We start from the raw sequence: 23,596 nt of genomic DNA on the forward strand, positions 1-23,596 counted from the left end.
GTTACAGCGCGCGGTGCTTGGCCTCGCCGAACAGCGCGGTGTGGTGGCTGCAATCGTTGAGACGCACGACTTCGAGCGCATCGACCGAGGCGCCTTCCAGCAGGTTGATCGTGGTCGGTGCCTGGCGGAAACCCCACAGCTTCGACAGCGGGATGCCCAGGATCCGGCACAGCAGCACGCGATTGACGGCGTCATGAGCCACGACCAGCAAAGTGTCGTCCGCGCCCAGGCCGGCGCAGGCACGCGCGAATGCAGGCCAGGCACGGTCCAGCACCTGCTGCAGCGATTCGCCACCCTCGCCCGGCATCTGCACGGTCTCGGGCGCGTCGCGCCACGCGCGCAGGCGCTCGCCGTCGCGTGCGTCGATCTCGCTGGCCAGCAGGCCTTCCCACTCGCCGTGGGCGATTTCCTTCAGGCCTCCGTCGAACATCAGCTGCCCCGCGCGCTCGGTGCCCAAGGCCAGTTCCGCGGTGCGTCGCGCACGCGACAGCGGCGAGGCAACGGCGCGGTGGATCGGCAGGTCGCGCAGGCGTTCACCGAGTGCAGAGGCCTGGCCGATGCCGACCTCCGACAGGGGAATGTCTTCCTGCCCCTGGTAGCGGCCTTCGGCGTTCCACGGCGTCTCGCCATGACGTGCAAGCAGGATCTTCATGGCAGCGGCCCCTGTTCATCTATGTTGCGTCGCAACAGCGTAGCAGGTTGCACGCGACTTTACGGCGCAGGCGTTAGGCTCTCCAGCCGCTTACCAGGATCCCCCGCATGCAAGCCAAGGGCGAGTTCGAGGTCAAACGCATCCCGCAGGACGAGCTGGACATCGGCCAGGGCGCCACGGTCGGCCATTCGCGCTTCGACAAGCGCTTCCACGGCGCGCTAGATGCCACCAGCGTGGTCCACATGCTGGCAGTGATGTCGCCGGTGCAGGGCTCCGGCGCCTACGTGGCGATGGAGCGCATCGTGGGCAGGCTGGACGGTCGCAGCGGCAGCTTCTTCGCCCAGCACAACGGCATCATGGATCGCGGCAAGCCCTCGCTGGAGCTGACCGTGGTCCCTGACACCGGCACCGACGAGTTGACCGGCCTGCACGGGCGGATCGCTATCGACATCGTCGACGGGAAGCATTTCTACACTTTCGATTACGACTTCCGCGACTGACCCCGCGCGCAAATGGAAACGCCGGCACGAGGCCGGCGTTTCCGTTTCACGCATCGTGCGCTTGCATCACTTCTTCGGCGCGACGCCCATCTCGCTCAACAGCCGCGGCGCCGGCATCACTTCCTGCATGATCCAGCGCATGTAACGCTGGTCGACGGAAATCATCCGCGACATCGACGGGTCGAACACCCAGTTCGAGGCCACCGACTCCCAGTTGCCGTCGAACGCCAGGCCCACCAGCTTGCCGTGCGCATCCAGCACCGGCGAACCGGAATTGCCGCCGGTGATGTCGAGGTCGGACAGGAAATTGACCGGCACGGTCTTCAACTTCGCATCGGTCATGCCCGAATACCGCTTGGCCTTGATCGCATCCAGCTGCGCCTGCGGCGCATCGAACGGATCCTTGCCGGTCGCCTTGTCCGCCACCTGCTCCAGCGTGGTGAACGACGCTTCGGGCGTGTGGCTGCCGGGCTTGGTATAGCCCATCACGTTGCCGAAGGTGATCCGCAGCGAGGAGTTCGCGTCCGGATACACCGCCTTGCCCTGCGCCTTGTTGTAGTCGGCGACGGCCTGCAGGTAGGTGGCGCGCGGGGCGATGGTTTCGCCGGCGCGCAGCTTGCGGTCTTCTTCCAGCTTCAGCGAGGTCGGCAACATCGCCACCGCGTACTGGATCGCCGGGTCGGTGCTGGACTCGAACGCCTTGTGATCGGCGTTGAACCACTTCATGCGCTCTTCCAGGCTGCCGAGCTTGCTGCCATTGAGGCGATCCAGCGCGGCATCCACCGCCTTGGCATCGTTGCCGCCGATCCATGCGTCGATCGCGGCGATGCGCTGGTCGGCCGGCAAGGCGATGTAATGCATCAGCCAGTAGCGCTGGATCTGCCGATCCATCTCCGCCACGTAGCGGCGCTCCATCTGCTTGATGCCGCCCTCGATGCCGGGCAGGTCGCGCTGCTGGAAGCCGGACTCGCGCTGCGCATCGGGCTTCTCGCGCTCCACCGCGAGGCGGTACAGGGTCAGCGCACTGCCACCCAGCGCACCGCCGACGTTGCCGATCACCGAATCGCGCTCGCGCGTGGTGCGGCCCTGCTCGCTCAGCGCCGTCAGCGTGGCATGCGCGGCCAGCGCCTGCGCACCATCGGCACCGCGCGACTTCAGCCAGTCGAGCACCGCCTGTTCGCGCTCGCGCTTGATGCCGGCGGCGCCCATGCGGGTGAAACCTTCCATCTGCCCGTCGTAATTCTTCAGCGTATTTTCCCAGCCCTGCATCGCGGCGGCGTACTTGACCGCGATGTCCGGGTTCTTCTCGCCGGCGGCATTCACCATCGCCACCAGCTCCTTGAAGCGCTTGGTGACGGTGGGATAGGTCCAGGTGCTGGTGGCGTCGAAGTCGGCGGCCAGCGCGTAGCGCGCGGTGCTGCCCGGATAGCCGGCCACCATCACGAAGTCGCCTTCGCGCAGCGGCTGGTCGGCGATCTTCAGCCAGTGCTTCGGCTTGAACGGCACGTTGTCCTTGCTGTACGCGGCCGGCTTGCCGTCCTTGCCGACGTAGGCCCGGTAGAAGCTGAAGTCGCCGGTGTGGCGCGGCCACATCCAGTTGTCGATCTCGCCGCCGTAGTTGCCCACGCTGCCCGGCGGCGCGTAGGCCAGGCGCACGTCCTTGATCTCGATGTTCTTGAATAGGCGATAGGTGTTGCCGCCCATGAAGCTGTAGAGGCGGCAGCGATGGCCGGCGTCGGCCTCGCACTCGGCGACCAGCTGCTTGTCCAGGTCTTCCACCGCCTTCGTGCGCTCCAGCGGCCCGGGCGCGGCCGCGATCGCCGCCTTGACCCGGTCGGTCACGTCGGTGATGTCGGCCAGCACGAAGATGCGCGCATTCGGACCGGCGGACACCTCATCGGCCATGCTGGCGGGATTGAAGCCCTTCTCGAGCAGGTTGTTCTCCGCCGTGGAGTTGAGCTGGATCGCGCCTGCCGCGCAGTGGTGGTTGGTCACCACCAGGCCCTGCGGGGACACGAAGCTCGCGGTGCAACCGCCCAGCGAGACCACCGCGCCCATCGGGTCGCCGGTGAGGTCAGCCAGTTGCTTCGGATCCAGCTTCAGGCCCGCCTTCTTCAGCGGGCCGGCGATCTCCGGCAACTGCTGCGGTACCCACATGCCTTCGCCGGCGGACACCGTGAACGCCGTTCCCATCGTCAGTGCCGCGATCGCCGCGGCAAGCATCGTCTTCTGCATCGTCCTGTCCTGTGGTTCGTGTGCGTGGTTCGTCATTCGCCGTGGAACATCATTCCGCCGGCAGGTTCATTTCGCTGAGCAGGTGCGGCGCCGGATACACCTTGGCCAGCAACCAGCGCAGGTAGCGCATGTCCACGTGGATGGCCCGCTTGTAGCGGGGATCGAACATCCAGCTGGCGCTGACCGCTTCCCAGTTGCTGTCGAAGTTCAGGCCGATCAGCTTGCCGTTGGCGTCCAGCACCGGCGAGCCGGAATTGCCGCCGGTGGTGTCGAGGTTGGTCATGAAGTCGACCGTCTGCGTCTTCAGCGTCGGGTCGATGGTGGTGCCGAAATCGCCCGCGGCAATCGCATCCAGCAGCGGCTTGGGGGCATCGAACGGTTCCACGCCGGTGTTCTTCTCGACGATGCCGGCGACCGTGGTCAGCGGCCGGTAGTCCATGCCGTCGCGCGGGCTGAGCGGGCTGACCTTGCCGTAGCTCACGCGCAGGGTGGAATTGGCGTCCGGATACACCGCCCTGCCCTGCGATTCGCGATAGCCGATCAGCGCCTGCATGTACGCCGGGCGCAGGCGCATCAGCTCGCCGCTGCGCTGCTTGCCTTCTTCCTCCAGCCGCAGCAGCGCCGGCTGCAACGTGGCCGCGAGCTGCATCAGCGGATCGGCCGATGCGAGCACGGCGTCGGGCGATGCCTTGATCAGCGCCAGGCGATCCGCTTCGACACCGAGCTTGGTCTGCGCGTAGAGGCTGTCGAGCCTGGCGCTTGCCATCGACTCGTTCGCACCGAACGCGGCATCGAACTCGACGATGCGCTGCGACGCCGGCAGCGCGTAGTAGCGCTTCAGCGCGTAACGCAACGTGGCCTTCTCCACCTCGGGATCGTAGCGGCGCTGCAACTGCTTCAGCCCGCCTTCGATCAGCACCTCGTCGCGTTGCTGGAATCCCGATTCGCGCTGCGCATCCGGCTTGCCGCGCTCCATCGCCAGCCGGCGCAGCGTGATCGCGGAACCCAGCAGGCCCGGGCGCAGGAACGGCAGCAGGAAGTCGCGTTCGCGGGTGGCCTGCCCCGCATCCAGCTGCGCCTGCATCGCGCGGATATCGGCCTGCCGTGCGGCGGCATCGGGCTGCTTCGCCAGCCAGGCCAGCATCGCCGCTTCATCGGCGGCACGCACGCGCACCGCATCGCTGCGGCGCAGGCCGTCGAGTTCGCCCTGCGCACGCTTCAGGGTGTTCTTGTTGCCGGCCACGGTGGAGGCGTACAGCACCTCCTTGGCCTTGTCGCCCACAGTCGCGGCTTCGATGGTCTTGATCATGCCGCCGACCACATCGATGCGCGCGGGCAGCAGCCAATCGATCTGGTTGGCGAATTCCGATGCGGTGCGGTGGCGGAAGGTAGTGCCCGGATACCCCGCGACCATCGCGAAGTCGCCGGCCTTCACCGGCGCGGTGGACACGGTGAGGTGCGCAGGCGGCGCATACGGCACGTTGTCCTTGCTGTAAGCCGCCGGCTTGCCGTCCTTGCCCACGTAGGCGCGATAAAAGGTGAAGTCGCCGGTGTGGCGCGGCCACATGAAGTTGTCGATGTCATCGCCGTAGTTGCCGATCGAGCGCGGCGGCGCATACACCAGGCGCACGTCCTTCAGTTCGAGCTGCTTGATCAGGTAGTACTCGCGGCCGTAGTACATGCTGGCCACGCTGCAGCGATGGCCGGCGTCCTGCTCGCAGGTGGCGACCGCCGCCTTCTGCGCGGTTTCCACCGCCTCGTAGTACGCACGCCCGGTCTTGCCGGTCGCATCGGCCAGGATGCGATCGGTGATCGGGTCGAAGCCGACCGTCACCCAGATCCGCGCCGCCGGACCGGCCGACGGTTCATCGGCCATGCTCGCGGCAATGAAACCGTCCTGGATCAGGTTGCGTTCCGCGGTGGAATTCAGCTGGATCGCGCCGAGTGCGCAATGGTGGTTGGTGACCGCCAACCCCTGCGGCGACACGAAGCTCGCAGTGCAGCCGCCGATGGAGACCACAGCGCTCATCGGATGCCTGATCAGGTCGGCCAGGTCCGCGGGGTTGCCCTTGAACCCCGCCGCCTTCAGCTGCTTCGCCAGTTGCGGCAGTTGCGACGGCATCCACATGCCTTCGTCGGCATGGGCTGCACCACCGGTAAGGACGAGGGCAACGACGACGGACAACGTGCGGTGGCGCATGGAAACTCCTGCAGATCGGTCAAACGCGGATTACACCACTCGAGGCATGGTGCTGGCGTGTGCCTGCGGTCATGACCTGGCGCACAGGCCAGCGGCGGTAGAATGCGCGCCTCGATCCCGCAAGGCGAACCCGCCATGTCGCAGACGCAAACGATGAAGGCGCTGGTCAAGCGCGAAGCCGGCAAGGGCATCTGGATGGAACAGGTGCCGGTACCGACGCCCGGCCCCAACGAAGTGCTGATCAAGCTGGAGAAGACCGCGATCTGCGGCACCGACCTGCACATCTACCTGTGGGACGAATGGAGCCAGCGCACGATCAAGCCAGGCCTGGTGATCGGCCACGAGTTCGTGGGCCGCATCGTCGACCTCGGCCCGGGCGTCACCGGCTACCAGTTGGGGCAGCGCGTCAGCGCCGAAGGCCATATCGTCTGCGGCCACTGCCGCAACTGCCGCGCCGGCAAGCAGCACCTGTGCCCGAACACGGTCGGCATCGGCGTGAACCGCCATGGCGCGTTCGCCGAATACATCGTGATGCCGGCATCGAACCTGTGGCCGATCCCGGACCAGATCCCGAGCGAGCTCGCCGCGTTCTTCGACCCCTACGGCAATGCCGCGCACTGCGCGCTGGAATTCGACGTGGTCGGCGAAGACGTGCTGATCACCGGCGCCGGTCCGATCGGGGTGATCGCCGCGGGCATCTGCAAGCACATCGGCGCGCGCAACGTGGTGGTCACCGACGTCAACGACTTCCGCCTGAAACTCGCCGCCGACATGGGTGCGACGCGCGTGGTCAACGTCGCCAACACCTCGCTCAAGGACGTGATGGCCGACCTGCACATGGAGGGCTTCGACGTGGGCCTGGAGATGAGCGGCAACCCGCGCGCCTTCAACGACATGCTCGACTGCATGTACCACGGCGGCAAGATCGCCATGCTCGGGATCATGCCAAACGGCGCCGGCGCCGACTGGGACAAGATCATCTTCAAGGGCCTGACCATCCACGGCATGTACGGCCGCAAGATGTACGAGACCTGGTACAAGATGACGCAGTTGGTGTTGAGCGGCTTCCCGCTCGGCAAGGTGCTGACCCACCAGTTGCCGATCGACGACTTCCAGAAGGGCTTCGACCTGATGGAAGGCGGCAAGTCGGGCAAGGTCGTGCTGAGCTGGAACTGAGGCCGCGCCGATGTGGTTCGTGCTGGTCATCGCCATCGTCGTGATCGCCGGCTGGATCTTGCTCGCCAACAGCGACAAGGTCACGCGTACCGGCGATTCGGCTTCCGGATGGAACGAGTCTGCGCCGGCGAATGCGTACGACAACCCGTGCGACACCAACGAAAACAACGATCGCCCGTTCGAGCCCGATGCCTGCGGCGATGCGTCGGATGATGCATCGTCCGACGACGCGGGCAGCAGCGACAGCGACAGCGGCAGCGGCAGCGGCAGCAGCGATTGAAACGACCTCGACAGGAACAGACATGTCCTTGACCCAGCGTTACGCTGACACCCTCGACGAGATCCGCGCCGCCGGCCTGTTCAAGTCCGAGCGCATCATCACCAGCCCGCAGTCGGCGGAGATCCAGCTCGCCGATGGCCGCACGGTGCTGAATTTCTGCGCCAACAATTACCTGGGCCTGGCCGACCATCCGGACATCATCGCGGCCGCGAAGGACGCGCTGGACACCCACGGCTTCGGCATGGCCAGCGTGCGCTTCATCTGCGGCACCCAGGACCTGCACAAGCAACTCGAACAGACCATCGCCGACTTCTTCGGCACCGAGGACACCATCCTCTACGCCGCCTGCTTCGATGCAAACGGCGGATTGTTCGAGCCGCTGCTGGACGAGCACGACGCGATCATCAGCGACGCGCTCAACCACGCCTCGATCATCGATGGCGTGCGCCTGTGCAAGGCCAAGCGCTACCGCTACGCCAACTGCGACATGGCCGACCTGGAAACGCAGTTGCAGCAGGCCAAGGCGGACGGCGCGCGCACCATCATGATCACCACCGACGGCGTGTTCTCGATGGACGGCTTCATCGCGCCGCTGGACGAGATCACCGCGCTCGCGGCGAAACACGGCGCGCTTGTGCACATCGACGAATGCCATGCCACCGGCTTCCTTGGCGCCAGCGGCCGCGGCTCCGCCGAGGTCAAGGGCGTCATGGAGAAGATCGACATCTTCACCGGCACCCTGGGCAAGGCGATGGGTGGCGCACTCGGCGGCTTCACCACCGCGAAGAAGGAAGTGATCGAACTGCTGCGCCAGCGTTCGCGCCCGTACCTGTTCTCGAACTCGTTGCCGCCGCACGTGGTCGCGGCCGGCATCAAGGCCTTCGAGATGTTGTCATCGGCAGGCGAGTTGCGCGAACGACTGCGCGAGAACACCGCCCATTTCCGTACCCGCATGGTCGATGCCGGGTTCGACATCCGCCACGGCGTGCATCCGATCAGTCCCGTGATGCTCTACGACGCACCGCTGGCCCAGCGCTTCGCCGAGCGCCTGCTGGAGGAAGGCATCTATGCGATCGGCTTCTTCTTCCCGGTCGTCGCGAAGGGACAGGCGCGCATCCGCACCCAGATCAGCGCCGCGCACACGCGCGAGCAGTTGGATCGCGCGATCGATGCGTTCGTCCGCATCGGCCACGAACTCGGCGTGCTGAAAGCCTGAGGCTCAGTCGCCGCCGAGCGCGGCGACTTCTTCGGCGGTGAGTGCGCGCCACTGCCCCTTCGCCAACTCGCCGAGGTGCAGTGGCCCGATGGCAACGCGGACCAGGCGCAGCACGCCGATGTCGAACGCATCCAGCAACCGACGGATCTGCCGGTTGCGACCTTCATCGAGCACGATTTCGAGCCAGGCATTCTTTGCGCCCGTGCGCAGCAGGGACGCCGACTTCGCCCGCAACCACTCGCTTTCGAAGGCGATGCCTGCCTGGATCTTCGCCAGCATCGCTGCGTCCGGGATGCAGTCCACCTGCACGTGGTAGGTCTTGTCCGGCCCGCTTTCCGGTGAGGTGATTCGACTCGCCCACTCGGGATCGTTGGTGAACAGCAACAGCCCTTCGCTGGCCTTGTCGAGGCGGCCCACCGGCGCGATGAAGCCGAGGTCCGCAGCGTCGAAGCAGCGATAGACGGTATCGCGCCCGTGTTCGTCTCGCAGGGTCGTCACCAGCCCACGGGGTTTGTTGAGCACGAGATGGAGGCGCTCGCGCGGCGCGTCATCCAGGCCATGACCATCCACGGCGATCCGATGCCGGCCGGCGATGGTGGGGAATTCGGGATCGCGCACCACGCGTCCATCCACCTGGACCCGACCGGCGCGAATCCACTCACTCGCTTGCGTGCGCGAGCACAGGCCGCGCTTGGACAACACGCGTGCCAGTCCGATCCGGCGCGGGGCATCGACCACGATTGCCAAGCCCCGGCAGCAGTGCGATTACTTCTTCGGCTTTTCCGCGGGTGCGGGGGCAGAGGCCGGTGCCGCTTCGGCCGCAGGCGCATCCTTGCGGCCGACCACGCGCACGCCCTTCGCCTTCATCCACGCATCGAATTCATCGGCGGTCATGCGCTTGCCGTTCTGGGTCATGTCGAACCGCCAGGGCGCGTTGTCGAATTCGGTGCGCGGCTTGTAGGCCGCCGGGTCGCCCGGCTTGGCCACGCTTGCCGGGATGCTCGCTTTCGCCATCGCCCGGCAACCGTCCAGGCGGATCCGCAACAGCACGTTGTCCACCGACAACGCTTCGTCGAAGGATTGCGACAACACGCCGGTCGCGCCACCGAGTTGGGTGGTGGCGGGCGGCAGCTCGATGGCCACCGGTGCGATCAGGGTGGGTCGCACCGGTGTCGCGGAGAGCGCATCGCCATGGCAGGCATCGCCCGCCGCATGCGCCAGGCCAGGAATGGCCAGGCACAACATGAGAGACAACGCGCTGCGGATCGACACCATGGACACAATTCCCCGTTGAGACCTGCAGTGTAGGTGCTGGTGCGCGAATGCCGCAATCACGCGATTGATCGCGCACTGCAAACGACGAAGCCCGGCACAAGGCCGGGCTTCGCATCTTGCATTGCTGGCGACCAGGATTACTGGGCGTTCAGCTCGGTACGGCGGTTGGTCTCGCTCTTGCAACCCGGCAGCGTCTGCGCGGTCTGCTCCAGCGGACGGCTCTCGCCGTAGCCGACCGGACCCGCCAGGCGGCCACCGTCGACACCGTTGCCGGTCAGGTAGTCGTACACGGCCTTGGCGCGACGCTCCGACAGCGACTGGTTGTACGCATCGGTGCCGCACAGGTCGGTGTGACCGGCGACTTCAACGCGCAGCTCCGGGTAGCGCTTCAGGATTTCGACGGCCTCATTGAGGATCGCGACGGCATCCGGACGCAGGGTCGACTTGTCGAAGTCGAAGTTGACGCCCTTCAGGTCGATCGAGACCGGCACCGGGCAGCCGTCCGGACCGATCGTCTGGCCAGCCTGCGAACCCGGGCACTTGTCGTTGCAGTTGTTGACGCCGTCGCCGTCGTCATCCAGATCCGCGCAGCTGGTTTCCGCGACCGGGGCCGGGGCAACCGGGGCAACCGGCTCCGGGCCGAGCGCCACGGTCAGGCCGACCGAAGCGAGCAGGTCGGTGAACATGTCTTCCTGGTTACCGATACGGGCTTGCTGATCGTCGAAATCGACGCGGGTGCCAACTTCGGTACGGAGATCGACGCGGCCGAAGTCGAACTGCAGGCCGGCGCCCAGGTTCAGGGCGAGGTTGGAGTCTTCATGCTGGCCCGGGGAATTCGGGTTCGGGAACGCGTTGTACTCTTCTTCATGGCGCTGATAGCCGACGCCACCGCGCACGTACGGCCACCACTTCGAATCCGCATTGCGGAAGTGATAACGCGCATCGAGGGAGACGCCGTACTGGCTCCACCAGAGATTCGGATTGATGGTCTTGTCCGGATTCTGGTAGTTCAGTTCCGCTTCGAGCGACAGGTTCGGGTTGAGGAACTTGCCGAAACCCATGGTCACGAACAGCGAGTCTTCGGTACCACGATCGTTGTCCTGGAAGTTCACACCGGTCGAGCCGGAGACATACCAGCGATCATCAAACTCCTGGGCGGACGCAGCCTGCGCCATACCCAGACTACCCAGAAGGGCAGCGCAGAGGAGTTTCTTATTCATGTTCAGCTCCTTGATCAGTAATAGAAACTAGTGACGCCAAATTATGTGCTTCAGACGGCTGAGTCCGCACGCCATCCCGCGTACACAGTAATGGCGGCCACGTGAAAGCCGTGTTAACACTAGCATAACAGTTGTCACGATGCAAAACGGAGGCCGGTTGAAGGGCACTTGATGCCTGCCTGCAGGCACTGCCGGCATCCCCTCCCGACTGGCGCGGCCGACATGCAAATCTAGCACGTCGGATCGTGACGTATGGCGCGGTTGCAGCCTGTAGGTGGCAGTCTCCCCATACTGACCGATGCAGTAACCCGATTGATGCCATGCACATGACCGTACGCATGGGTATGCTTGCGCGATGACCAGTCCTCCCTACCCGCACCTGTTCCAGCCCCTCGACTTGGGCTTTACCCGCCTGCGCAACCGGGTGCTGATGGGATCCATGCACACCGGCCTTGAAGACCGCGCGGCGGATTTCCCGAAATTGGCCGCGTATTTCGCCGAACGTGCGGCCGGCGGAACCGGGCTGATCGTGACGGGTGGGTTCGCGCCCAACCTGGTCGGCTGGCTGAAGCCGTTCGCGAGCCGGATGTCGATGCCCTGGCATGTCGCAAGGCACAGGCAGGTCACCTCGGCGGTGCATGCCCACGACGGCAAGATCTGCATGCAGTTGCTGCATGCCGGGCGTTACGCCTACCACCCGCTGTCGGTGGCGCCGTCGAAGCTGAAGGCACCGATCAACCCCTTCACCCCACGGGCGCTCTCGGTGCGCGGGATCGAGCGTCATATCCGCGATTTCGCCACCGCCGCCAGCCTGGCCCGCGAGGCCGGCTACGACGGTGTCGAGGTCATGGGCTCGGAGGGCTACCTGCTCAACGAGTTCACTACGGCGCGCACCAACCGGCGCAATGACGCCTGGGGCGGCGACGCGACCAAGCGGATGCGGTTCGCGGTGGAGATCGTGCGCCGCGTGCGCGAGGCCTGCGGCCCGGATTTCATCGTCGTCTACCGGCTGTCGATGCTCGACCTGGTCGAGGGCGGCAACGGTTGGGACGACATCGTCGCCCAGGCGCAGGCCGTGGAGGCCGCCGGCGCGACCATCATCAATACCGGCATCGGCTGGCATGAAGCGCGGGTGCCGACCATCGCGACCTCGGTGCCGCGTGCCGCGTTCGCTGGCGTCACGGCGAAGCTGAAGCCCCATGTGCGCCTGCCGCTGGTCGCGACCAACCGGATCAACATGCCCGAGGTCGCCGAGGCGGTCCTGGCATCCGGTGCCGCCGACATGGTGTCGATGGCGCGGCCGTTGCTGGCCGACCCGCAATGGGTGGAAAAGGCGCGCAGCGGTCGCAGCAACGCCATCAACACCTGCATCGCCTGCAACCAGGCCTGCCTGGACCATGTCTTCGAACAGAAGAAGGCAAGTTGCCTGGTCAACCCGCGCGCCTGCGCGGAAACCGAACTGAACTACCCGAAGGCCGCGTCGCCGAAGTCCATCGCGGTGGTCGGTGCGGGTCCCGCCGGCCTCGCGTGCGCCACCGTCGCAGCCGAGCGTGGGCATCGCGTCACCCTGTTCGATGCCGCGGACCGCATCGGCGGCCAGTTCAACCTGGCCAATACGATCCCGGGCAAGGAAGAATTCCACGAGACCCTGCGCTACTTCGGCCAGCGCATCGACGACACCGGCGTCGCCCTGAAACTGTCCACCCGGGTCGATGCGGATGGCCTCTCCGGTTTCGACGAGGTGGTGGTCGCCACCGGCGTCACCCCGCGCGCGGTGGACATCGAAGGCCATGACCATCCAAAGGTCGTCAGCTACCTCGACGTGCTGGAACGCCGGGTCACGCCCGGCGCCAAGGTCGCGATCATCGGCGCGGGCGGCATTGGCTTCGACGTTGCGGAATTCCTGGTCGAAACCGGCCCGTCGGCCACGACCGACCCCGCCCGCTGGATGGCCGAATGGGGCGTGGACGCCAATTTCGAAACACCCGGCGGCCTGGTGCCGGCGCATCCTGAACCGCCGGCGCGCAAGGTCTGGCTGCTGCAACGCACGGCAGGCAAGCCCGGTGCGCGGCTGGGCAAGACCACCGGCTGGATCCATCGCGCCACGCTGAAGGCGAAGGGCGTGAAGATGCTGGGTGGCGTCGAATACCTCGGGGTGGACGATGCCGGCTTGCACGTGCGCGTCGATGGCAGCGAACAAACGCTTCCGGTCGATCACGTGGTCATCTGCGCTGGCCAGGAATCGCGGCGCGGGCTGTTCGATGCGTTGCAGACAAAGGGCCAACGCAGCCACCTGATCGGCGGTGCGAATGTCGCGGCTGAGCTGGATGCGAAGCGTGCGATCGCCGAGGGAAGCAAGCTCGCAGCTGGCTTGTAGGCCACCTACTCCGAATAAAAACTCCAATCGAATCAGTGGCTTCCAAAATCACTGTTCAGCTTGCGTTGGGGAAAGTGCCCCTAAGGTGCGCCCACTTTCCGCCCTGCCCGGACGCGACCCTTCGCGCATAGGCAGGTCACCCGCCCCCCGCACTGAAGCGGCGGGCCCGGGCAAAGGCCGCCACAGAGCTGCCGCCCTCCCCAGTACGCCATGACGCCCGTGTTGCCATCGGTTCGTGCCGATGCCAACGCCTGCGCCGCAACGGAGCAAGGAGTTCGACATGAAACTGGCCTGGATCCTCTGGCTGTCCAGCAACGTGCTGCCGCAGCCGGCCGCCGACTCGCTGTGTTTGTCCACCACCGTCTACCTGGAAGCCCGCGACCAGTCGGTCCGCGGCCAACGCGCCGTCGCCGAGGTCGCCCTGCGTCGCCGCGACAGCGGCCTGTGGGGGCACAACGTCTGCGAGGTGGTGACGGCACGCAAGCAGTTCGCACCCACGATCGTGTCCCCGCAGACCCGGCTGTCGAACGGTGAAGCCTGGGCCGAAGCGGTCACCATTGCGCTGGAATCCGAGCACAACTGGTCGCTGCCGAAGGGCCAGCGTCGCGAGATCGTGCCCGGCGCCAGCCACTTCATGGCGCATGCGATCGCCAGCCCGAGTTGGCGCAATGCGTACCAGGTGGCCACCATCGGCGACCACACCTTCCTGCAGGTGCAGAAACTCAAGTCGCGTCGCGGCTGACCGGACCGCGCCAGCACCAGCGACCGGCAATCTCGTCCAATGAAAAAGCCGCGCACTGCGCGGCTTCTTCATTGGACGTCGCCCCCTTCAACGCTTGTCGAGCGGCACGTATTCGCGGTCTTCCGGCCCGGTGTAGTTGGCGCTGGGGCGGATGATCTTGCCGTCGATGCGCTGTTCGATCACGTGCGCGCTCCAGCCGCTGGTACGGGCAATCACGAACAGCGGGGTGAACATCGCGGTGGGCACGCCCATCATGTGGTAGCTGACCGCGCTGAACCAGTCGAGGTTCGGGAACATCTTCTTGATGTCCCACATCACCGATTCCAGGCGCTCGGCGATGTCGTACATCTTCATGTCACCCTGCTCCGCCGAGAGTTCGCGCGCGACGTCCTTGATCACCTGGTTGCGCGGATCGGACACCGTGTACACCGGATGGCCGAAACCGATCACCACTTCCTTGCGCTCGACGCGCGCCTTGATGTCCGCCTCGGCCTCATCGGGCGAGTCGTAACGCTTCTGCACTTCGAATGCGACTTCGTTCGCGCCGCCATGCTTCGGGCCGCGCAGTGCGCCGATGCCGCCGGTGATGCAGGAATGCATGTCGCTGCCGGTGCCTGCGATGACGCGGCAGGTGAAGGTGGACGCATTGAACTCGTGCTCGGCATACAGGATCAGCGAGGTGTGCATCGCCCGCACCCACGACTCGCGCGGCGGTTCGCCGTGCAGCAGGTGCAGGAAGTGGCCGCCGATGCTGTCGTCGTCGGTTTCGACGTCGATGGCGCGGCCGTTGTGGCTCCAGTGGTACCAGTACAGCAGCATCGAGCCGAGCGACGCCATCAGCTTGTCGGCGATGTCGCGCGCGCCGGGATGGTTGTGGTCGTCCTTCTCGGGCGACACGCAGCCCAGCACCGACACGCCGGTGCGCATCACGTCCATCGGATGCGCCGACGGCGGCAGCTCTTCCAGCGCGGACTTCACCGCGGCCGGGATGCCGCGCAACGACTTCAGCTTGGCCTTGTAGCCGGCCAGCTCGTCCTTGTTCGGCAGCTTGCCGTGCACCAGCAGGTAGGCGATTTCCTCGAACTCGCTGGTGTTGGCGAAGTCGAGGATGTCGTAGCCGCGGTAATGCAAGTCGTTGCCGCTGCGGCCGACGGTGCAGAGCGCGGTGTTGCCGGCGGCGGTACCGCTCAGGGCGACGGATTTCTTCGGCTTGAACGTGGGGGCCGGTGCTTGTTCGCTCATGGTGGTTTCCTTCGCTTACTTGTTCTGCGCAAACAGCGAGTCGAGCTTGTCTTCGTAGGCGTGGTAGCCCAGGAAGTCGTACAGCTCGGCGCGGGTCTGCAGGGTGTCGACGATGTGCTTCTGGGTGCCGTCGCGGCGCACGGTTTCGTAGAAGTTGAGTGCCGCCTTGTTCATTGCGCGATACGCGCCGCAGCAGTACAGGGCGATGTCGACGCCGGCATCGCGCAACTCGGCGGTGGTATAGAACGGCGTGCTGCCGAACTCGGTGAGGTTGGCCAGCACCGGCACCTTCACCGCGGCCTTGACCTTGCGGTAGTCGTCGAGCGAGGTCATCGCCTCAGGGAACACCATGTCGGCACCCGCTTCGACGTAGGCCACGGCGCGCTCGATCGCGCTGTCGAGACCTTCGACTGCGGCGGCGTCGGTGCGTGCCATGATCACGAACGATGCGTCGGTGCGCGCATCGACCGCGGACTTCACCCGATCGACCATCTCCTGCGTACTCACCACTTCCTTGCCCGGGCGATGGCCGCAACGCTTCTGGCCGACCTGGTCTTCCATGTGCACCGCGGCCACGCCGATGCGCTCGAAATTGCGGATGGTGCGGCCGATGTTGAATGCGCCACCCCAGCCGGTATCGATGTCGACCAGCAGCGGCATGCCGGTGGCATCCACGATCCGGCGCGCGTCGGTGAGCACGTCTTCCATCGTGGAGATGCCGAGGTCGGGCACGCCCAGCGAGTTGGCGGCGACACCGCCGCCGGACAGGTACAGCGCCTTGTAGCCGGTGCGTTTGGCCATCAGGCCGGCATAGGCAGTAATCGCGCCCATCACCTGCAGCGGGGATTCGGCGGTGAGGGCGGCACGGAAGCGTGCGCCTGCGGTCTCGGACATGGCGTCATGTTCCTTGGGCGGAGTCCGCCATTTTAGCGCGTCGGCCGGAGCGGCCGGCACCCGACTAAAGTCCCGAACGGATCCGTTCGCGCAGCGCCGCCAGTGCTTCCGGATCCAGTTCTCCGAGCACGCCGCGCTTCGACTCGGGGATGTGCGCGGCAGGATCGGCGTCGCCGAACACGTAATGATCGAACAGCGTGCGCCAGGCCTGCCGCTCCTTCGCCGGCAATGCCGCGAACGCCAGCCGTGCATGCAACAGCGCCCCGAGCGCAGGCGCGGTCGCACGGCCCTCGAGCTGGGCCGGCATCCACCAGTAGTTCACCAGCGCATTGAGCGGCTCCAGCGACTCGACCTGGTGCCACCACAGCGGCGGCATGTACAGGGCATCGCCAGGTTCGAGTTCCGCGACCAACGCATTCGCCAGCGCTTCGCGCAAGCGTGGATGGCGCTCGAAATCCGGCTGGTCCGGGCGCGCCAAGGTGAGCGCCGCCCCGGTCGGGGCGAAATCCAGCGGTCCGATGTAGAGATTGGCCACCTGGTCGGTCGGAAAAAGAGTGAAGCGCCGACGTCCGCATGCGACCACCGCCAGATTGTGCGACGCGTCGAAATGCGCGGGGGTGACGACCCGGTTGCCTGCCCACAATCGCGGCTGCGCCGACATCGGCAGGCAGGGCATCGGATGCGTGGCGAGGAAGCCCGGCAAGCATTCGGACACAAGCGCGCTCTGCAAGGCGAGTCCCGGGACCGCGCCGTTCGTGCGGCTGTAGGCGGCCAGCCGCTGCAGGGCCTCGGTCACGCCGACCCTGAAGTGCTGGTAGTTGAAGCCGTCCAGCGCCGCGTTGTAGCCGACCACGCCTTCGGCTTCCGGCGGCATCCGCAATACGTCCACCGGCGCGCCATTGTCGAGCGCGGCGACCGCCTGCGCGAACTCGCCGAACGACCGTTTCGCCGCTTGCACCAGCGGCCAGTCGCGGCACAGCCCGCGGATGAGCAGCGGCTCGCCCGCCGCGACCGCATCGGCCAGGGCGAAATCGCGTGCGTCATTGGCGAATTCGGCGATGGGCGCGCTCATGCGATGGCAGACGTCGTGGCGTGGTCGTTCGCAGTGTGCGCGAGGCGCGGTGGAAACGAAAACCCCGGCGAGCCCGCGCAGGATCCGTCACGGTAATCGCCGGGATCGGCGCTTGGCATCAGCGATCTTTCGATCCGGGCATGAACCTCAAACGTTGCGGCGCTTGAGTTCGGCGAGGAACGTCACTGCAAGGGCTACGATGTTTCGCGCGCCAGCATGTCCCTCAGGATGGGTTTGTAGTTCCCGATTGCGGCCACGGCGACACCCTGGTTTGCCACCCAGAACCGAAGTTCTTTCAAGAGTCCGGGTTCTTTCATGTAACCCGCGAGCACCGCTTGCGCCTCCACTTCGGAGATCGGCGCGTCGCAGTCGAGCAGGTACTGTTCGGCCGGCCTCGGCTGTTGCCAGCACTTCGCCCAGATATGGTCGGCGACCACCGAAGGCGTCAGCCCGCGCACGATCCTGCGATATTCCGGTTGCATCATGAACAGGTAGGCGGTGCCGGAGCCGTTCTCGAGGTAATTTTGGGACAGCGCGTCTCGCAAGCGCTGGTCCCGGATCAGCCCGAGTTCGCCGCCGCTGCGCATCTCCTGATAGGTCGAATCCGAAGTCACCCATTGCCAGAGTTGGCTGGCCTGGTAGAACGCCAACACGGTTTTCCAGGCGGAGCCCTCCACCAGTTCGCCGGTTTCGGCATAGCGAATGGCACCCTTGCCGTAGGCGATGACCTGGCGCCACAAAATTTCGCGGCGCTCGATCGATAGCAGGTCAGCCTCCAGGTTGACGCGGATGCGGGCCAGGTAGGCCTGCGCCTTGGCGTCTTCTGCGCGTTGCTCGTTCCAGTTGGCGGCCTGGATACCCAGGAACACGCCGCCGACCAGCAGGACGAACTCGATCAGGATCGTGGTCCAGTTCTGTTGCTTCAGCGCAGTGGTGAACCGGCGCAGGATCATGGCTGCCCGGCCCCTGCGCGCTCGGCGCCAGGTTCGAGGAGGGCGATGACGGCCTTGGCTTTTCCCTGCTGCAGGCGGACGTTGAGAACATGGGCGTGCGAGGCGCTGGCGAACGTGTTCAAGGCCGTCTCCACACCGGGATCGGCGCCGAGTTGCGCGAGGTCCACATCGGCCCAGGGCTCGCCGCCGTGGCGCAAGATCTCCTCCGGATCCATCCGCGCCGCATCAGCGCCACGGTCGTAACGCATGTGCCTCACCAGTGCGGGCCGCTGGGGGTCGACGCGCTGCACCAGCACGTCGTAGGCCTTCATGGTGAAGCCTGCCTGGGTGTCGTAGTCCGCAAGCGCCTCGCGCAATCGGCTGTCGCGCAAAAGTCCCAACCGTCCGGCGGAGAGCAACTCGACATAGCTGGCTGCGCGCGGGGCGGGGATCCGGCTGCCCATCGTGGCGTCCAGGTCGCGCAGCAGCTCGGCCTTGGGGCGCAGCCACGTGCCGCGCTGGCGGAATGCGTCAAGATCCTTGATCAACCGGACCGGCGCGGCCGCGGTGTCCTCCCACCGCGTCAGGTTGATTGTCAGGCGCGCATCGATGGCGCCGAAATCGCGCTGCAGCCGCGCGATGTACTCGGCTTCCAGCGTGTGTTCCCGCCGGGTCTCGTTCCAGTTGGCGACTTGGATGCCCAAGAACACGCCCACCACCAGCAAGACGAACTCGACGGCGATCGCGGTCCAGTTCTGCTGCTTCAGTTGCTCGGCGAGGCGGCGCAGGATCATGGTGTCTCAGCCCTCAGCGCGCGGAACGTCTTGCGCGCCTCGCCATTTCCAGACAGCAAGTCGATCAGCGCGGTCTGGTTGTCGGCGAAGCACAGGCGCAGCGCCGGAGCGAATCTTGCCGAGCCCTTCAGGACCTGCACTGCGGCGTGGACCTGCTCTGCCGGCAGGCCGAGCGTGCACGGATAGTCGATCGAGTGCGTGATCGTCGCGTAATCGAGAGGCGTGCCGAACCGGTCGCCGCAGCGCGCCAGCAAGGCTTCCTGGACGCGGGCAGAGACGGCTTCCCGGAACAATCTTCGATACTCGGAGTCCTTGGTCTGCTGGGCGATTTGGTCCAACCATGGCGCGGTGAAGACATTGCCGGCGGCATCGCGCAATGCGGGGTCTGCGATCAGGCCCATGGTGCCGGTAAACACCAGTTCATCGTAGGTGGCGCGGTAGCGGCCGTTCTCCTTGTACTGCGTCGCCCGATACGCACTGATCAGGAACTGCTCATCCGACATCACGACGCTTCCGTCAAGCGCATCCAGCACACGCCGCTGGTTCGCATTGGTTTCGCGGTTGTACTCGATGATCCATTCGTAGCCCCACGCTTCCTTGCGCAGGTCCTGGATCAGGCGCTCCGTGAAGACCGCAGCTTTCTGCCGCATCTCCCGCTCGGCGTTCCAGTTGGAGACCTGGATGCCGAGGAACACGCCGAGTACCAACAGCACGAACTCGATGGCGATCGCCGTCCAGTTCTGCTGATTCAGATTCTCGACGAGGCGGCGGAGGATCATGACGATGGCCCCGTGGATGGCGGTGGGGCCTTGCTAGCCAGGCTGCCGTGCCTGCGTTTGGCGGCCCGTCCCCGGATCGGCACGATGCGATCCACGGCGGGCACGGCGTCAGCGCCCTGCCACGACCGGCTTGAAGTAGCGCTCCACCGCCAGCTTGCCGATGGCGATGCCGGCATCGCGGCCTGCATCCACCGAGAAGCGGTAGTGCACGCCTCCAAGCAGGCGCGATTCGCTGACCTCGTCGATGTACTCGCGGGGCGTGTCGTAGCGCCGCAGCAGCGTGTCTTCCTCGGCCAGCACGATCGAGGGTGCCTGGGCACCGAATTCGGCGGCGATCACCGCACCGACGGCACCGGCCGACAGGCAATGGCCGCAGGGATACTCGGGATGCGGCGGGGTGTTGCCCAGCAGCGGCTCCCACTTGCCATCGGGGTCGGTGGCGGGGTTGCCGTCAGCTGCCGCGTTGCGGATGGCGGTGATCGGACGCCACAGGTTGTAGGCGTACTTGCCGTCCATCATCGACACATAGGAATCCGCCCAGGCCATGTCGGCCAGCGCCAGGAAGCGCGCGTCATCGACCAGCGAGCGGCCCGGGCGGCCGACCAGTTGCGGCAGCACGATACGCACGCTGCGACCACCCCAGAACTTGCCGATGTCAGCCTGGTCGGCCGTGCGCTCCTCGGATTTCTTGCCGCCCAGGCGCTTGATCTCGTTGAAGTCGCGCGCCCAGATGTCGCTGTCCAATGCGGGTGGAGGCGCCGCGCGGACCTCGTCGGCGCGGGTCATCACCCATGGCCGGATGCGCGCGATGTTCACGCCGACGCGTTCGATGGTAGGGACATAGACGCCGACCACCGGTGCATCGAACAAGGGATCCGGCACGTTCGCGCCCGAATCGGCGCGGGCGGCAAGCAACGCCGCCGCGGCGGCCTTCCCGACCTTCGCGCCGGCATCGCGGGCCTTGGCGTCCTTGACCTCCGCCAACGAGGATTTCAGGGCGCCGGCAAAGCCCTCGGCCTGGTCGGGGCACAATGCCACCAGCAGGTCATGCGCCGCGCTGGCGGCAGCCGCCTCCATCGAGCCGGTGCCGCGCACGGCCGGACCCGGGAGATACGGGGTGTACTTGCCGGCGATGCGATTGACCGCTTCGAACATGCCGACATTGACCATCGCGCCCAGGTCGATCTGGCCGTCCTTGCATTCCTTGGCCTGCAGGTTCCATTGCGAGAGCACGCCGTTGACCACGCCTGCCGAGGCGGGAGGCGATGCCAGCAATGCCAGCAACACGCACGGACCAAAGCCGACGGCGTTCTTCCCCGACATGACAGTTCCCCTGCTACACCCGTGGATTGGTGCGCCCGGCGCGACGTCCCCTCGCGCTGTCGCAGCATAGGCACGGCCTTGGGCGCTCCCCGCCATCACCTGCCTTGTCCTGCAAACGCAAGAAGGGCCGGCACGAGGCCAGCCCTTCCCGTTGACGACAGTCGCGTTGGCTTACAGCAGGTGCGCCACGCCGGCGCGCTCTTCTTCCAGTTCGGCCAGGGTCTTGTCCATGGCGGCGCGGCTGAAATCGTCGACCGGCAGGCCTTCGATGCGGGTGTACTCGCCATTGGCGCAGGTCACCGGCACGCCGTACATCACGCCTTCCGGGATGCCGTAGCTGCCGTCGGACGGCACGCCCATGGTCACCCACTTGCCGTCGGTGCCGAGCGCCCAGTCGCGGATGTGGTCGATCGCCGCATTCGCGGCCGATGCGGCGGACGACAGCCCGCGCGCTTCGATGATCGCGGCACCACGCTTGCCGACCTGCGGGATGAAGGTATTGGCGTTCCAGTCGGCGTCGCCGATCTTGTCCGCGAGCGACGCACCACCGACGGTGGCGAAACGATAGTCCGGGTACATGGTCGGCGAGTGGTTGCCCCACACTACCAGCTTCTCGATGTCGGCCACGGCCACGCCCGCCTTGTTGGCCAGCTGCGACAGCGCGCGGTTGTGGTCCAGGCGCAGCATCGCGGTGAAGTTCTTCGCCGGCAGGTCGGGCGCGGACTTCATCGCGATGTAGGCATTGGTGTTGGCCGGGTTGCCGACCACCAGCACCTTCACGTTGCGCGAGGCGACCTTGTTCAGCGCCGCACCCTGCGCGGTGAAGATCTTGGCGTTCTCCAGCAGCAGGTCCTTGCGCTCCATGCCCGGGCCGCGCGGGCGGGCGCCGACCAGCAGGGCGTAGTCGGCGTCCTTGAACGCGACTTCGGCGTCATCGGTGCCGACCATGCCGGCCAGCAGCGGGAACGCGCAGTCCTCCAGCTCCATCATCACGCCCTTCAGCGCGGCCTGGGCCTTCTCCATCGGCAGTTCCAGCATCTGCAGGATCACCGGCTGGTCCTTGCCCAGCATTTCGCCGGAGGCGATGCGGAACAGCAGGGCGTAACCGATCTGGCCGGCGGCGCCGGTGACTGCAACACGGACGGGGGACTTCATGGGGACTCCTCGAAAAATGACGATGCGGCATCGGGGCCGCATCGATTGAACGGAAAAGAATCAGGCCAGTTCGGCGAAGAATTCCTGGATGCGCGCCAGGCCCGGCGCAAGCTGCGGCGTCGGGCAGGTGTAGCTGATGCGCAGCGCGCGCGGCTCGCCGAACGCAGAACCCGGCACGCAGGCCACGCCCTTGGCTTCCAGCAGCACGTTGCAGAAATCCACGTCGTCCGCGATCTTCGCGCCGTTGTGCGACTTTCCGAAAGCGCAGCTGATGTCCGGGAACACGTAGAACGCCCCCTGCGGACGCGGGCAGACCACGCCCGGGATCGCATCCATCACCGCCATGACCTGGTCGCGCTTGGCCTGGAACTCCGCGTTCTTCTGCGTCGGCACGTCCTGCGGGCCACTCAGCGCGGCGATCGCGGCGGCGATCGTCACCTCGGGGATATTGGTGATGTGGTTGGAGTTGAGCGTGGTGACCGCCTTGGCGACCGATTCCGGCCCGGCCATGAAGCCCACGCGCCAGCCCGGCATGCCGTAGGTCTTGGACAGCGAGTCGATGAAGATCACCCGGTCGCGCAGTTCCGGGCGGACCTGCACGAAGTTCACGTACTCCAGCCCGTCGAACAGCATCCGGTTGTAGATGTCGTCGGCGATGATCCACGTGTCGGGATACTTCACCAGCACGTCGGCCAGCGCGACGATCTCGTCCCGGCTGTAGACCATGCCGGTGGGATTGGACGGGTTGTTGAACAGGAACACCTTCGGCTGGTGCGTGGCCAGGGCCTCGTCCAGCTGCGCCGGGGTGAGCTTGTAGTCCTGCGATGCAGGGCACGGCAGGGTGACCGCCTTGGCGTTCACGATGTCGGCGATGTCGAGGTAGGTGGTCCAGTACGGTGCCGGGAAGGCAATCACGTCGCCTTCGTCCAGCAGGGCCTCGGCCAGGTTGTAGATCACGTGCTTGGCGCCGATGCCGGTGGAGCAATTCGCGCGGCCGTAACCGGTCAGGCCGATCGCCTCCATGTGCGCGATGAAGGCATCGAGCAGCGCATCGGGACCGCGATTGCTGCCGTACTGGCCGCTGTCCTTGGCTAGCGCTTCGCGCGCGGCGGCATACACGTGGTCGCCGGGCAGGAAGTTGGGGACGCCGATTGAGAAGCTGATGATGTCGCGGCCTTCCGACTTCAGGCGCTTGGCCTTCTCGGCGACGGCCATGATGGCGCTGGGCTTGGCGCGACTCATGCGCCGGGCGAGTTGAGGCATCGTGGGGGGGACCTCGAAAGGGCCGCGTGGCGCGGCATGGCATGGACAAGCGGCGTGGATAAAGCAGCGGGATTTTAACACAGGGGTCGATCCGGACCGGCCCTGCCCGGCAACAAAAAAGGTTCATCACGGAAGTCCGGGAAGCGCCCACAAAAAAAGGAACGGCGGATTCGGGTGAAGATGTTTGTGCGACCAAACGTCTAAACCGAAGCCACCGTTCCCATGTCAGATAGTAAAGCTTGCCTACCGTTCTGGGAGGGCTTTCATGT

At 66.0% G+C, this 23,596-nt stretch carries 21 protein-coding genes; 6 read left to right on the top strand and 15 right to left on the bottom strand.

The window, feature by feature from the left end; all coding sequences use genetic code 11:
* Nucleotide 1: 1 nt before the first annotated feature.
* Nucleotides 2–652: a histidine phosphatase family protein gene (locus ACE3T8_RS08470; protein ID WP_374608426.1), complete on the bottom strand. Its 651-nt coding sequence runs from the start codon at nt 650–652 to the stop codon at nt 2–4.
* Between the two features lie 107 nt (nt 653–759).
* Between ACE3T8_RS08470 and ACE3T8_RS08475 the strand changes: the two genes are divergently transcribed.
* A complete protein-coding gene (locus tag ACE3T8_RS08475; RefSeq protein ID WP_374608428.1) occupies nt 760–1,152 on the top strand; it encodes a DUF3224 domain-containing protein in 393 nt (130 codons plus the stop codon).
* 66 nt (nt 1,153–1,218) lie between these two features.
* Here ACE3T8_RS08475 and ACE3T8_RS08480 read toward each other — a convergent pair whose 3' ends face one another.
* Together ACE3T8_RS08480 and ACE3T8_RS08485 are read right to left on the bottom strand one after the other, a co-directional pair.
* The gene (locus tag ACE3T8_RS08480) at nt 1,219–3,387 is read right to left on the bottom strand and encodes a S46 family peptidase (RefSeq protein ID WP_374608430.1); all 2,169 of its coding nucleotides are present in this window, start codon (nt 3,385–3,387) and stop codon (nt 1,219–1,221) included.
* A 49-nt stretch (nt 3,388–3,436) separates the two neighbouring features.
* Nucleotides 3,437–5,587 carry a S46 family peptidase gene (locus ACE3T8_RS08485; RefSeq protein ID WP_374608432.1) on the bottom strand — a complete coding sequence of 717 codons (2,151 nt, stop codon included), beginning with the start codon at nt 5,585–5,587 and terminating at the stop codon, nt 3,437–3,439.
* Between the two features lie 153 nt (nt 5,588–5,740).
* Between ACE3T8_RS08485 and tdh the strand changes: the two genes are divergently transcribed.
* The 3 genes from tdh to kbl are packed head-to-tail and all read left to right on the top strand — an operon-like array spanning nt 5,741 to nt 8,259.
* A complete protein-coding gene (gene tdh / locus ACE3T8_RS08490; RefSeq protein ID WP_374608482.1) occupies nt 5,741–6,763 on the top strand; it encodes an L-threonine 3-dehydrogenase in 1,023 nt (340 codons plus the stop codon).
* Nucleotides 6,764–6,773: 10 nt separating this feature from the next.
* Nucleotides 6,774–7,043, top strand: coding sequence for a hypothetical protein (locus tag ACE3T8_RS08495; RefSeq protein ID WP_374608434.1), 270 nt, complete (start codon nt 6,774–6,776; stop codon nt 7,041–7,043).
* A 22-nt stretch (nt 7,044–7,065) separates the two neighbouring features.
* Nucleotides 7,066–8,259 carry a glycine C-acetyltransferase gene (gene kbl, locus ACE3T8_RS08500; RefSeq protein ID WP_374608436.1) on the top strand — a complete coding sequence of 398 codons (1,194 nt, stop codon included), beginning with the start codon at nt 7,066–7,068 and terminating at the stop codon, nt 8,257–8,259.
* A 3-nt stretch (nt 8,260–8,262) separates the two neighbouring features.
* Here the strand turns inward: kbl and ACE3T8_RS08505 are convergent, their stop codons facing one another.
* The 3 genes from ACE3T8_RS08505 to ACE3T8_RS08515 form a co-directional block, all read right to left on the bottom strand.
* Nucleotides 8,263–9,006 carry a pseudouridine synthase gene (locus ACE3T8_RS08505; protein ID WP_374608438.1) on the bottom strand — a complete coding sequence of 248 codons (744 nt, stop codon included), beginning with the start codon at nt 9,004–9,006 and terminating at the stop codon, nt 8,263–8,265.
* Nucleotides 9,007–9,024: 18 nt separating this feature from the next.
* Complete coding sequence (locus ACE3T8_RS08510; RefSeq protein ID WP_374608440.1) at nt 9,025–9,534, bottom strand: hypothetical protein; 510 nt, start codon at nt 9,532–9,534, stop codon at nt 9,025–9,027.
* 137 nt (nt 9,535–9,671) lie between these two features.
* A complete protein-coding gene (locus tag ACE3T8_RS08515) occupies nt 9,672–10,754 on the bottom strand; it encodes an outer membrane beta-barrel protein (RefSeq protein ID WP_374608442.1) in 1,083 nt (360 codons plus the stop codon).
* A 355-nt stretch (nt 10,755–11,109) separates the two neighbouring features.
* On the opposite strand from ACE3T8_RS08515, the gene ACE3T8_RS08520 reads away from it, so the two are divergent.
* A complete protein-coding gene (locus tag ACE3T8_RS08520; RefSeq protein WP_374608444.1) occupies nt 11,110–13,131 on the top strand; it encodes an FAD-dependent oxidoreductase in 2,022 nt (673 codons plus the stop codon).
* Between the two features lie 280 nt (nt 13,132–13,411).
* A complete protein-coding gene (locus tag ACE3T8_RS08525) occupies nt 13,412–13,873 on the top strand; it encodes a cell wall hydrolase (protein ID WP_374608446.1) in 462 nt (153 codons plus the stop codon).
* An 87-nt stretch (nt 13,874–13,960) separates the two neighbouring features.
* Here the strand turns inward: ACE3T8_RS08525 and prpC are convergent, their stop codons facing one another.
* From prpC to ACE3T8_RS08570, 9 genes are all read right to left on the bottom strand, one after another.
* Nucleotides 13,961–15,115: a 2-methylcitrate synthase gene (gene prpC / locus ACE3T8_RS08530; protein WP_374608448.1), complete on the bottom strand. Its 1,155-nt coding sequence runs from the start codon at nt 15,113–15,115 to the stop codon at nt 13,961–13,963.
* A 15-nt stretch (nt 15,116–15,130) separates the two neighbouring features.
* The gene (gene prpB, locus ACE3T8_RS08535; protein ID WP_374608450.1) at nt 15,131–16,009 is read right to left on the bottom strand and encodes a methylisocitrate lyase; all 879 of its coding nucleotides are present in this window, start codon (nt 16,007–16,009) and stop codon (nt 15,131–15,133) included.
* Nucleotides 16,010–16,073: 64 nt separating this feature from the next.
* A complete protein-coding gene (locus ACE3T8_RS08540) occupies nt 16,074–17,081 on the bottom strand; it encodes a cupin-like domain-containing protein (protein ID WP_374608452.1) in 1,008 nt (335 codons plus the stop codon).
* 194 nt (nt 17,082–17,275) lie between these two features.
* On the bottom strand, nt 17,276–18,034 hold the full coding sequence (locus ACE3T8_RS08545) for a hypothetical protein (protein ID WP_374608454.1): 759 nt from the start codon (nt 18,032–18,034) through the stop codon (nt 17,276–17,278).
* A complete protein-coding gene (locus ACE3T8_RS08550; RefSeq protein WP_374608456.1) occupies nt 18,031–18,807 on the bottom strand; it encodes a hypothetical protein in 777 nt (258 codons plus the stop codon). Before ACE3T8_RS08550 ends, ACE3T8_RS08545 begins: the two co-directional genes overlap by 4 nt.
* On the bottom strand, nt 18,804–19,586 hold the full coding sequence (locus ACE3T8_RS08555; protein ID WP_374608458.1) for a hypothetical protein: 783 nt from the start codon (nt 19,584–19,586) through the stop codon (nt 18,804–18,806). The genes ACE3T8_RS08550 and ACE3T8_RS08555 overlap by 4 nt, the downstream gene beginning before the upstream one ends.
* Before the next feature lie 108 nt (nt 19,587–19,694).
* Nucleotides 19,695–20,909, bottom strand: coding sequence for a vanadium-dependent haloperoxidase (locus ACE3T8_RS08560; protein WP_374608460.1), 1,215 nt, complete (start codon nt 20,907–20,909; stop codon nt 19,695–19,697).
* A 171-nt stretch (nt 20,910–21,080) separates the two neighbouring features.
* Nucleotides 21,081–22,064: a malate dehydrogenase gene (locus ACE3T8_RS08565; protein ID WP_374608462.1), complete on the bottom strand. Its 984-nt coding sequence runs from the start codon at nt 22,062–22,064 to the stop codon at nt 21,081–21,083.
* A 60-nt stretch (nt 22,065–22,124) separates the two neighbouring features.
* Nucleotides 22,125–23,306, bottom strand: coding sequence for an aminotransferase class I/II-fold pyridoxal phosphate-dependent enzyme (locus ACE3T8_RS08570; RefSeq protein WP_374608464.1), 1,182 nt, complete (start codon nt 23,304–23,306; stop codon nt 22,125–22,127).
* Nucleotides 23,307–23,596: the final 290 nt, after the last annotated feature.

The sequence above is a fragment of the Thermomonas sp. genome (genome assembly GCF_041919455.1).
In the GTDB taxonomy this organism is placed as follows: domain Bacteria; phylum Pseudomonadota; class Gammaproteobacteria; order Xanthomonadales; family Xanthomonadaceae; genus Thermomonas.

What these genes read in the sequence shown, in the direction of transcription:
- ACE3T8_RS08470 (WP_374608426.1), bottom strand. Translation starts at nt 652, where the DNA reads ATGAAGATCCTGCTTGCACGTCATGGCGAGACGCCGTGGAACGCCGAA.
- ACE3T8_RS08475 (WP_374608428.1), top strand. Translation starts at nt 760, where the DNA reads ATGCAAGCCAAGGGCGAGTTCGAGGTCAAACGCATCCCGCAGGACGAG.
- ACE3T8_RS08480 (WP_374608430.1), bottom strand. Translation starts at nt 3,387, where the DNA reads ATGCAGAAGACGATGCTTGCCGCGGCGATCGCGGCACTGACGATGGGA.
- ACE3T8_RS08485 (WP_374608432.1), bottom strand. Translation starts at nt 5,587, where the DNA reads ATGCGCCACCGCACGTTGTCCGTCGTCGTTGCCCTCGTCCTTACCGGT.
- tdh (WP_374608482.1), top strand. Translation starts at nt 5,741, where the DNA reads ATGAAGGCGCTGGTCAAGCGCGAAGCCGGCAAGGGCATCTGGATGGAA.
- ACE3T8_RS08495 (WP_374608434.1), top strand. Translation starts at nt 6,774, where the DNA reads ATGTGGTTCGTGCTGGTCATCGCCATCGTCGTGATCGCCGGCTGGATC.
- kbl (WP_374608436.1), top strand. Translation starts at nt 7,066, where the DNA reads ATGTCCTTGACCCAGCGTTACGCTGACACCCTCGACGAGATCCGCGCC.
- ACE3T8_RS08510 (WP_374608440.1), bottom strand. Translation starts at nt 9,534, where the DNA reads ATGGTGTCGATCCGCAGCGCGTTGTCTCTCATGTTGTGCCTGGCCATT.
- ACE3T8_RS08515 (WP_374608442.1), bottom strand. Translation starts at nt 10,754, where the DNA reads ATGAATAAGAAACTCCTCTGCGCTGCCCTTCTGGGTAGTCTGGGTATG.
- ACE3T8_RS08520 (WP_374608444.1), top strand. Translation starts at nt 11,110, where the DNA reads ATGACCAGTCCTCCCTACCCGCACCTGTTCCAGCCCCTCGACTTGGGC.
- ACE3T8_RS08525 (WP_374608446.1), top strand. Translation starts at nt 13,412, where the DNA reads ATGAAACTGGCCTGGATCCTCTGGCTGTCCAGCAACGTGCTGCCGCAG.
- prpC (WP_374608448.1), bottom strand. Translation starts at nt 15,115, where the DNA reads ATGAGCGAACAAGCACCGGCCCCCACGTTCAAGCCGAAGAAATCCGTC.
- prpB (WP_374608450.1), bottom strand. Translation starts at nt 16,009, where the DNA reads ATGTCCGAGACCGCAGGCGCACGCTTCCGTGCCGCCCTCACCGCCGAA.
- ACE3T8_RS08540 (WP_374608452.1), bottom strand. Translation starts at nt 17,081, where the DNA reads ATGAGCGCGCCCATCGCCGAATTCGCCAATGACGCACGCGATTTCGCC.
- ACE3T8_RS08545 (WP_374608454.1), bottom strand. Translation starts at nt 18,034, where the DNA reads ATGATCCTGCGCCGGTTCACCACTGCGCTGAAGCAACAGAACTGGACC.
- ACE3T8_RS08550 (WP_374608456.1), bottom strand. Translation starts at nt 18,807, where the DNA reads ATGATCCTGCGCCGCCTCGCCGAGCAACTGAAGCAGCAGAACTGGACC.
- ACE3T8_RS08555 (WP_374608458.1), bottom strand. Translation starts at nt 19,586, where the DNA reads ATGATCCTCCGCCGCCTCGTCGAGAATCTGAATCAGCAGAACTGGACG.
- ACE3T8_RS08560 (WP_374608460.1), bottom strand. Translation starts at nt 20,909, where the DNA reads ATGTCGGGGAAGAACGCCGTCGGCTTTGGTCCGTGCGTGTTGCTGGCA.
- ACE3T8_RS08565 (WP_374608462.1), bottom strand. Translation starts at nt 22,064, where the DNA reads ATGAAGTCCCCCGTCCGTGTTGCAGTCACCGGCGCCGCCGGCCAGATC.
- ACE3T8_RS08570 (WP_374608464.1), bottom strand. Translation starts at nt 23,306, where the DNA reads ATGAGTCGCGCCAAGCCCAGCGCCATCATGGCCGTCGCCGAGAAGGCC.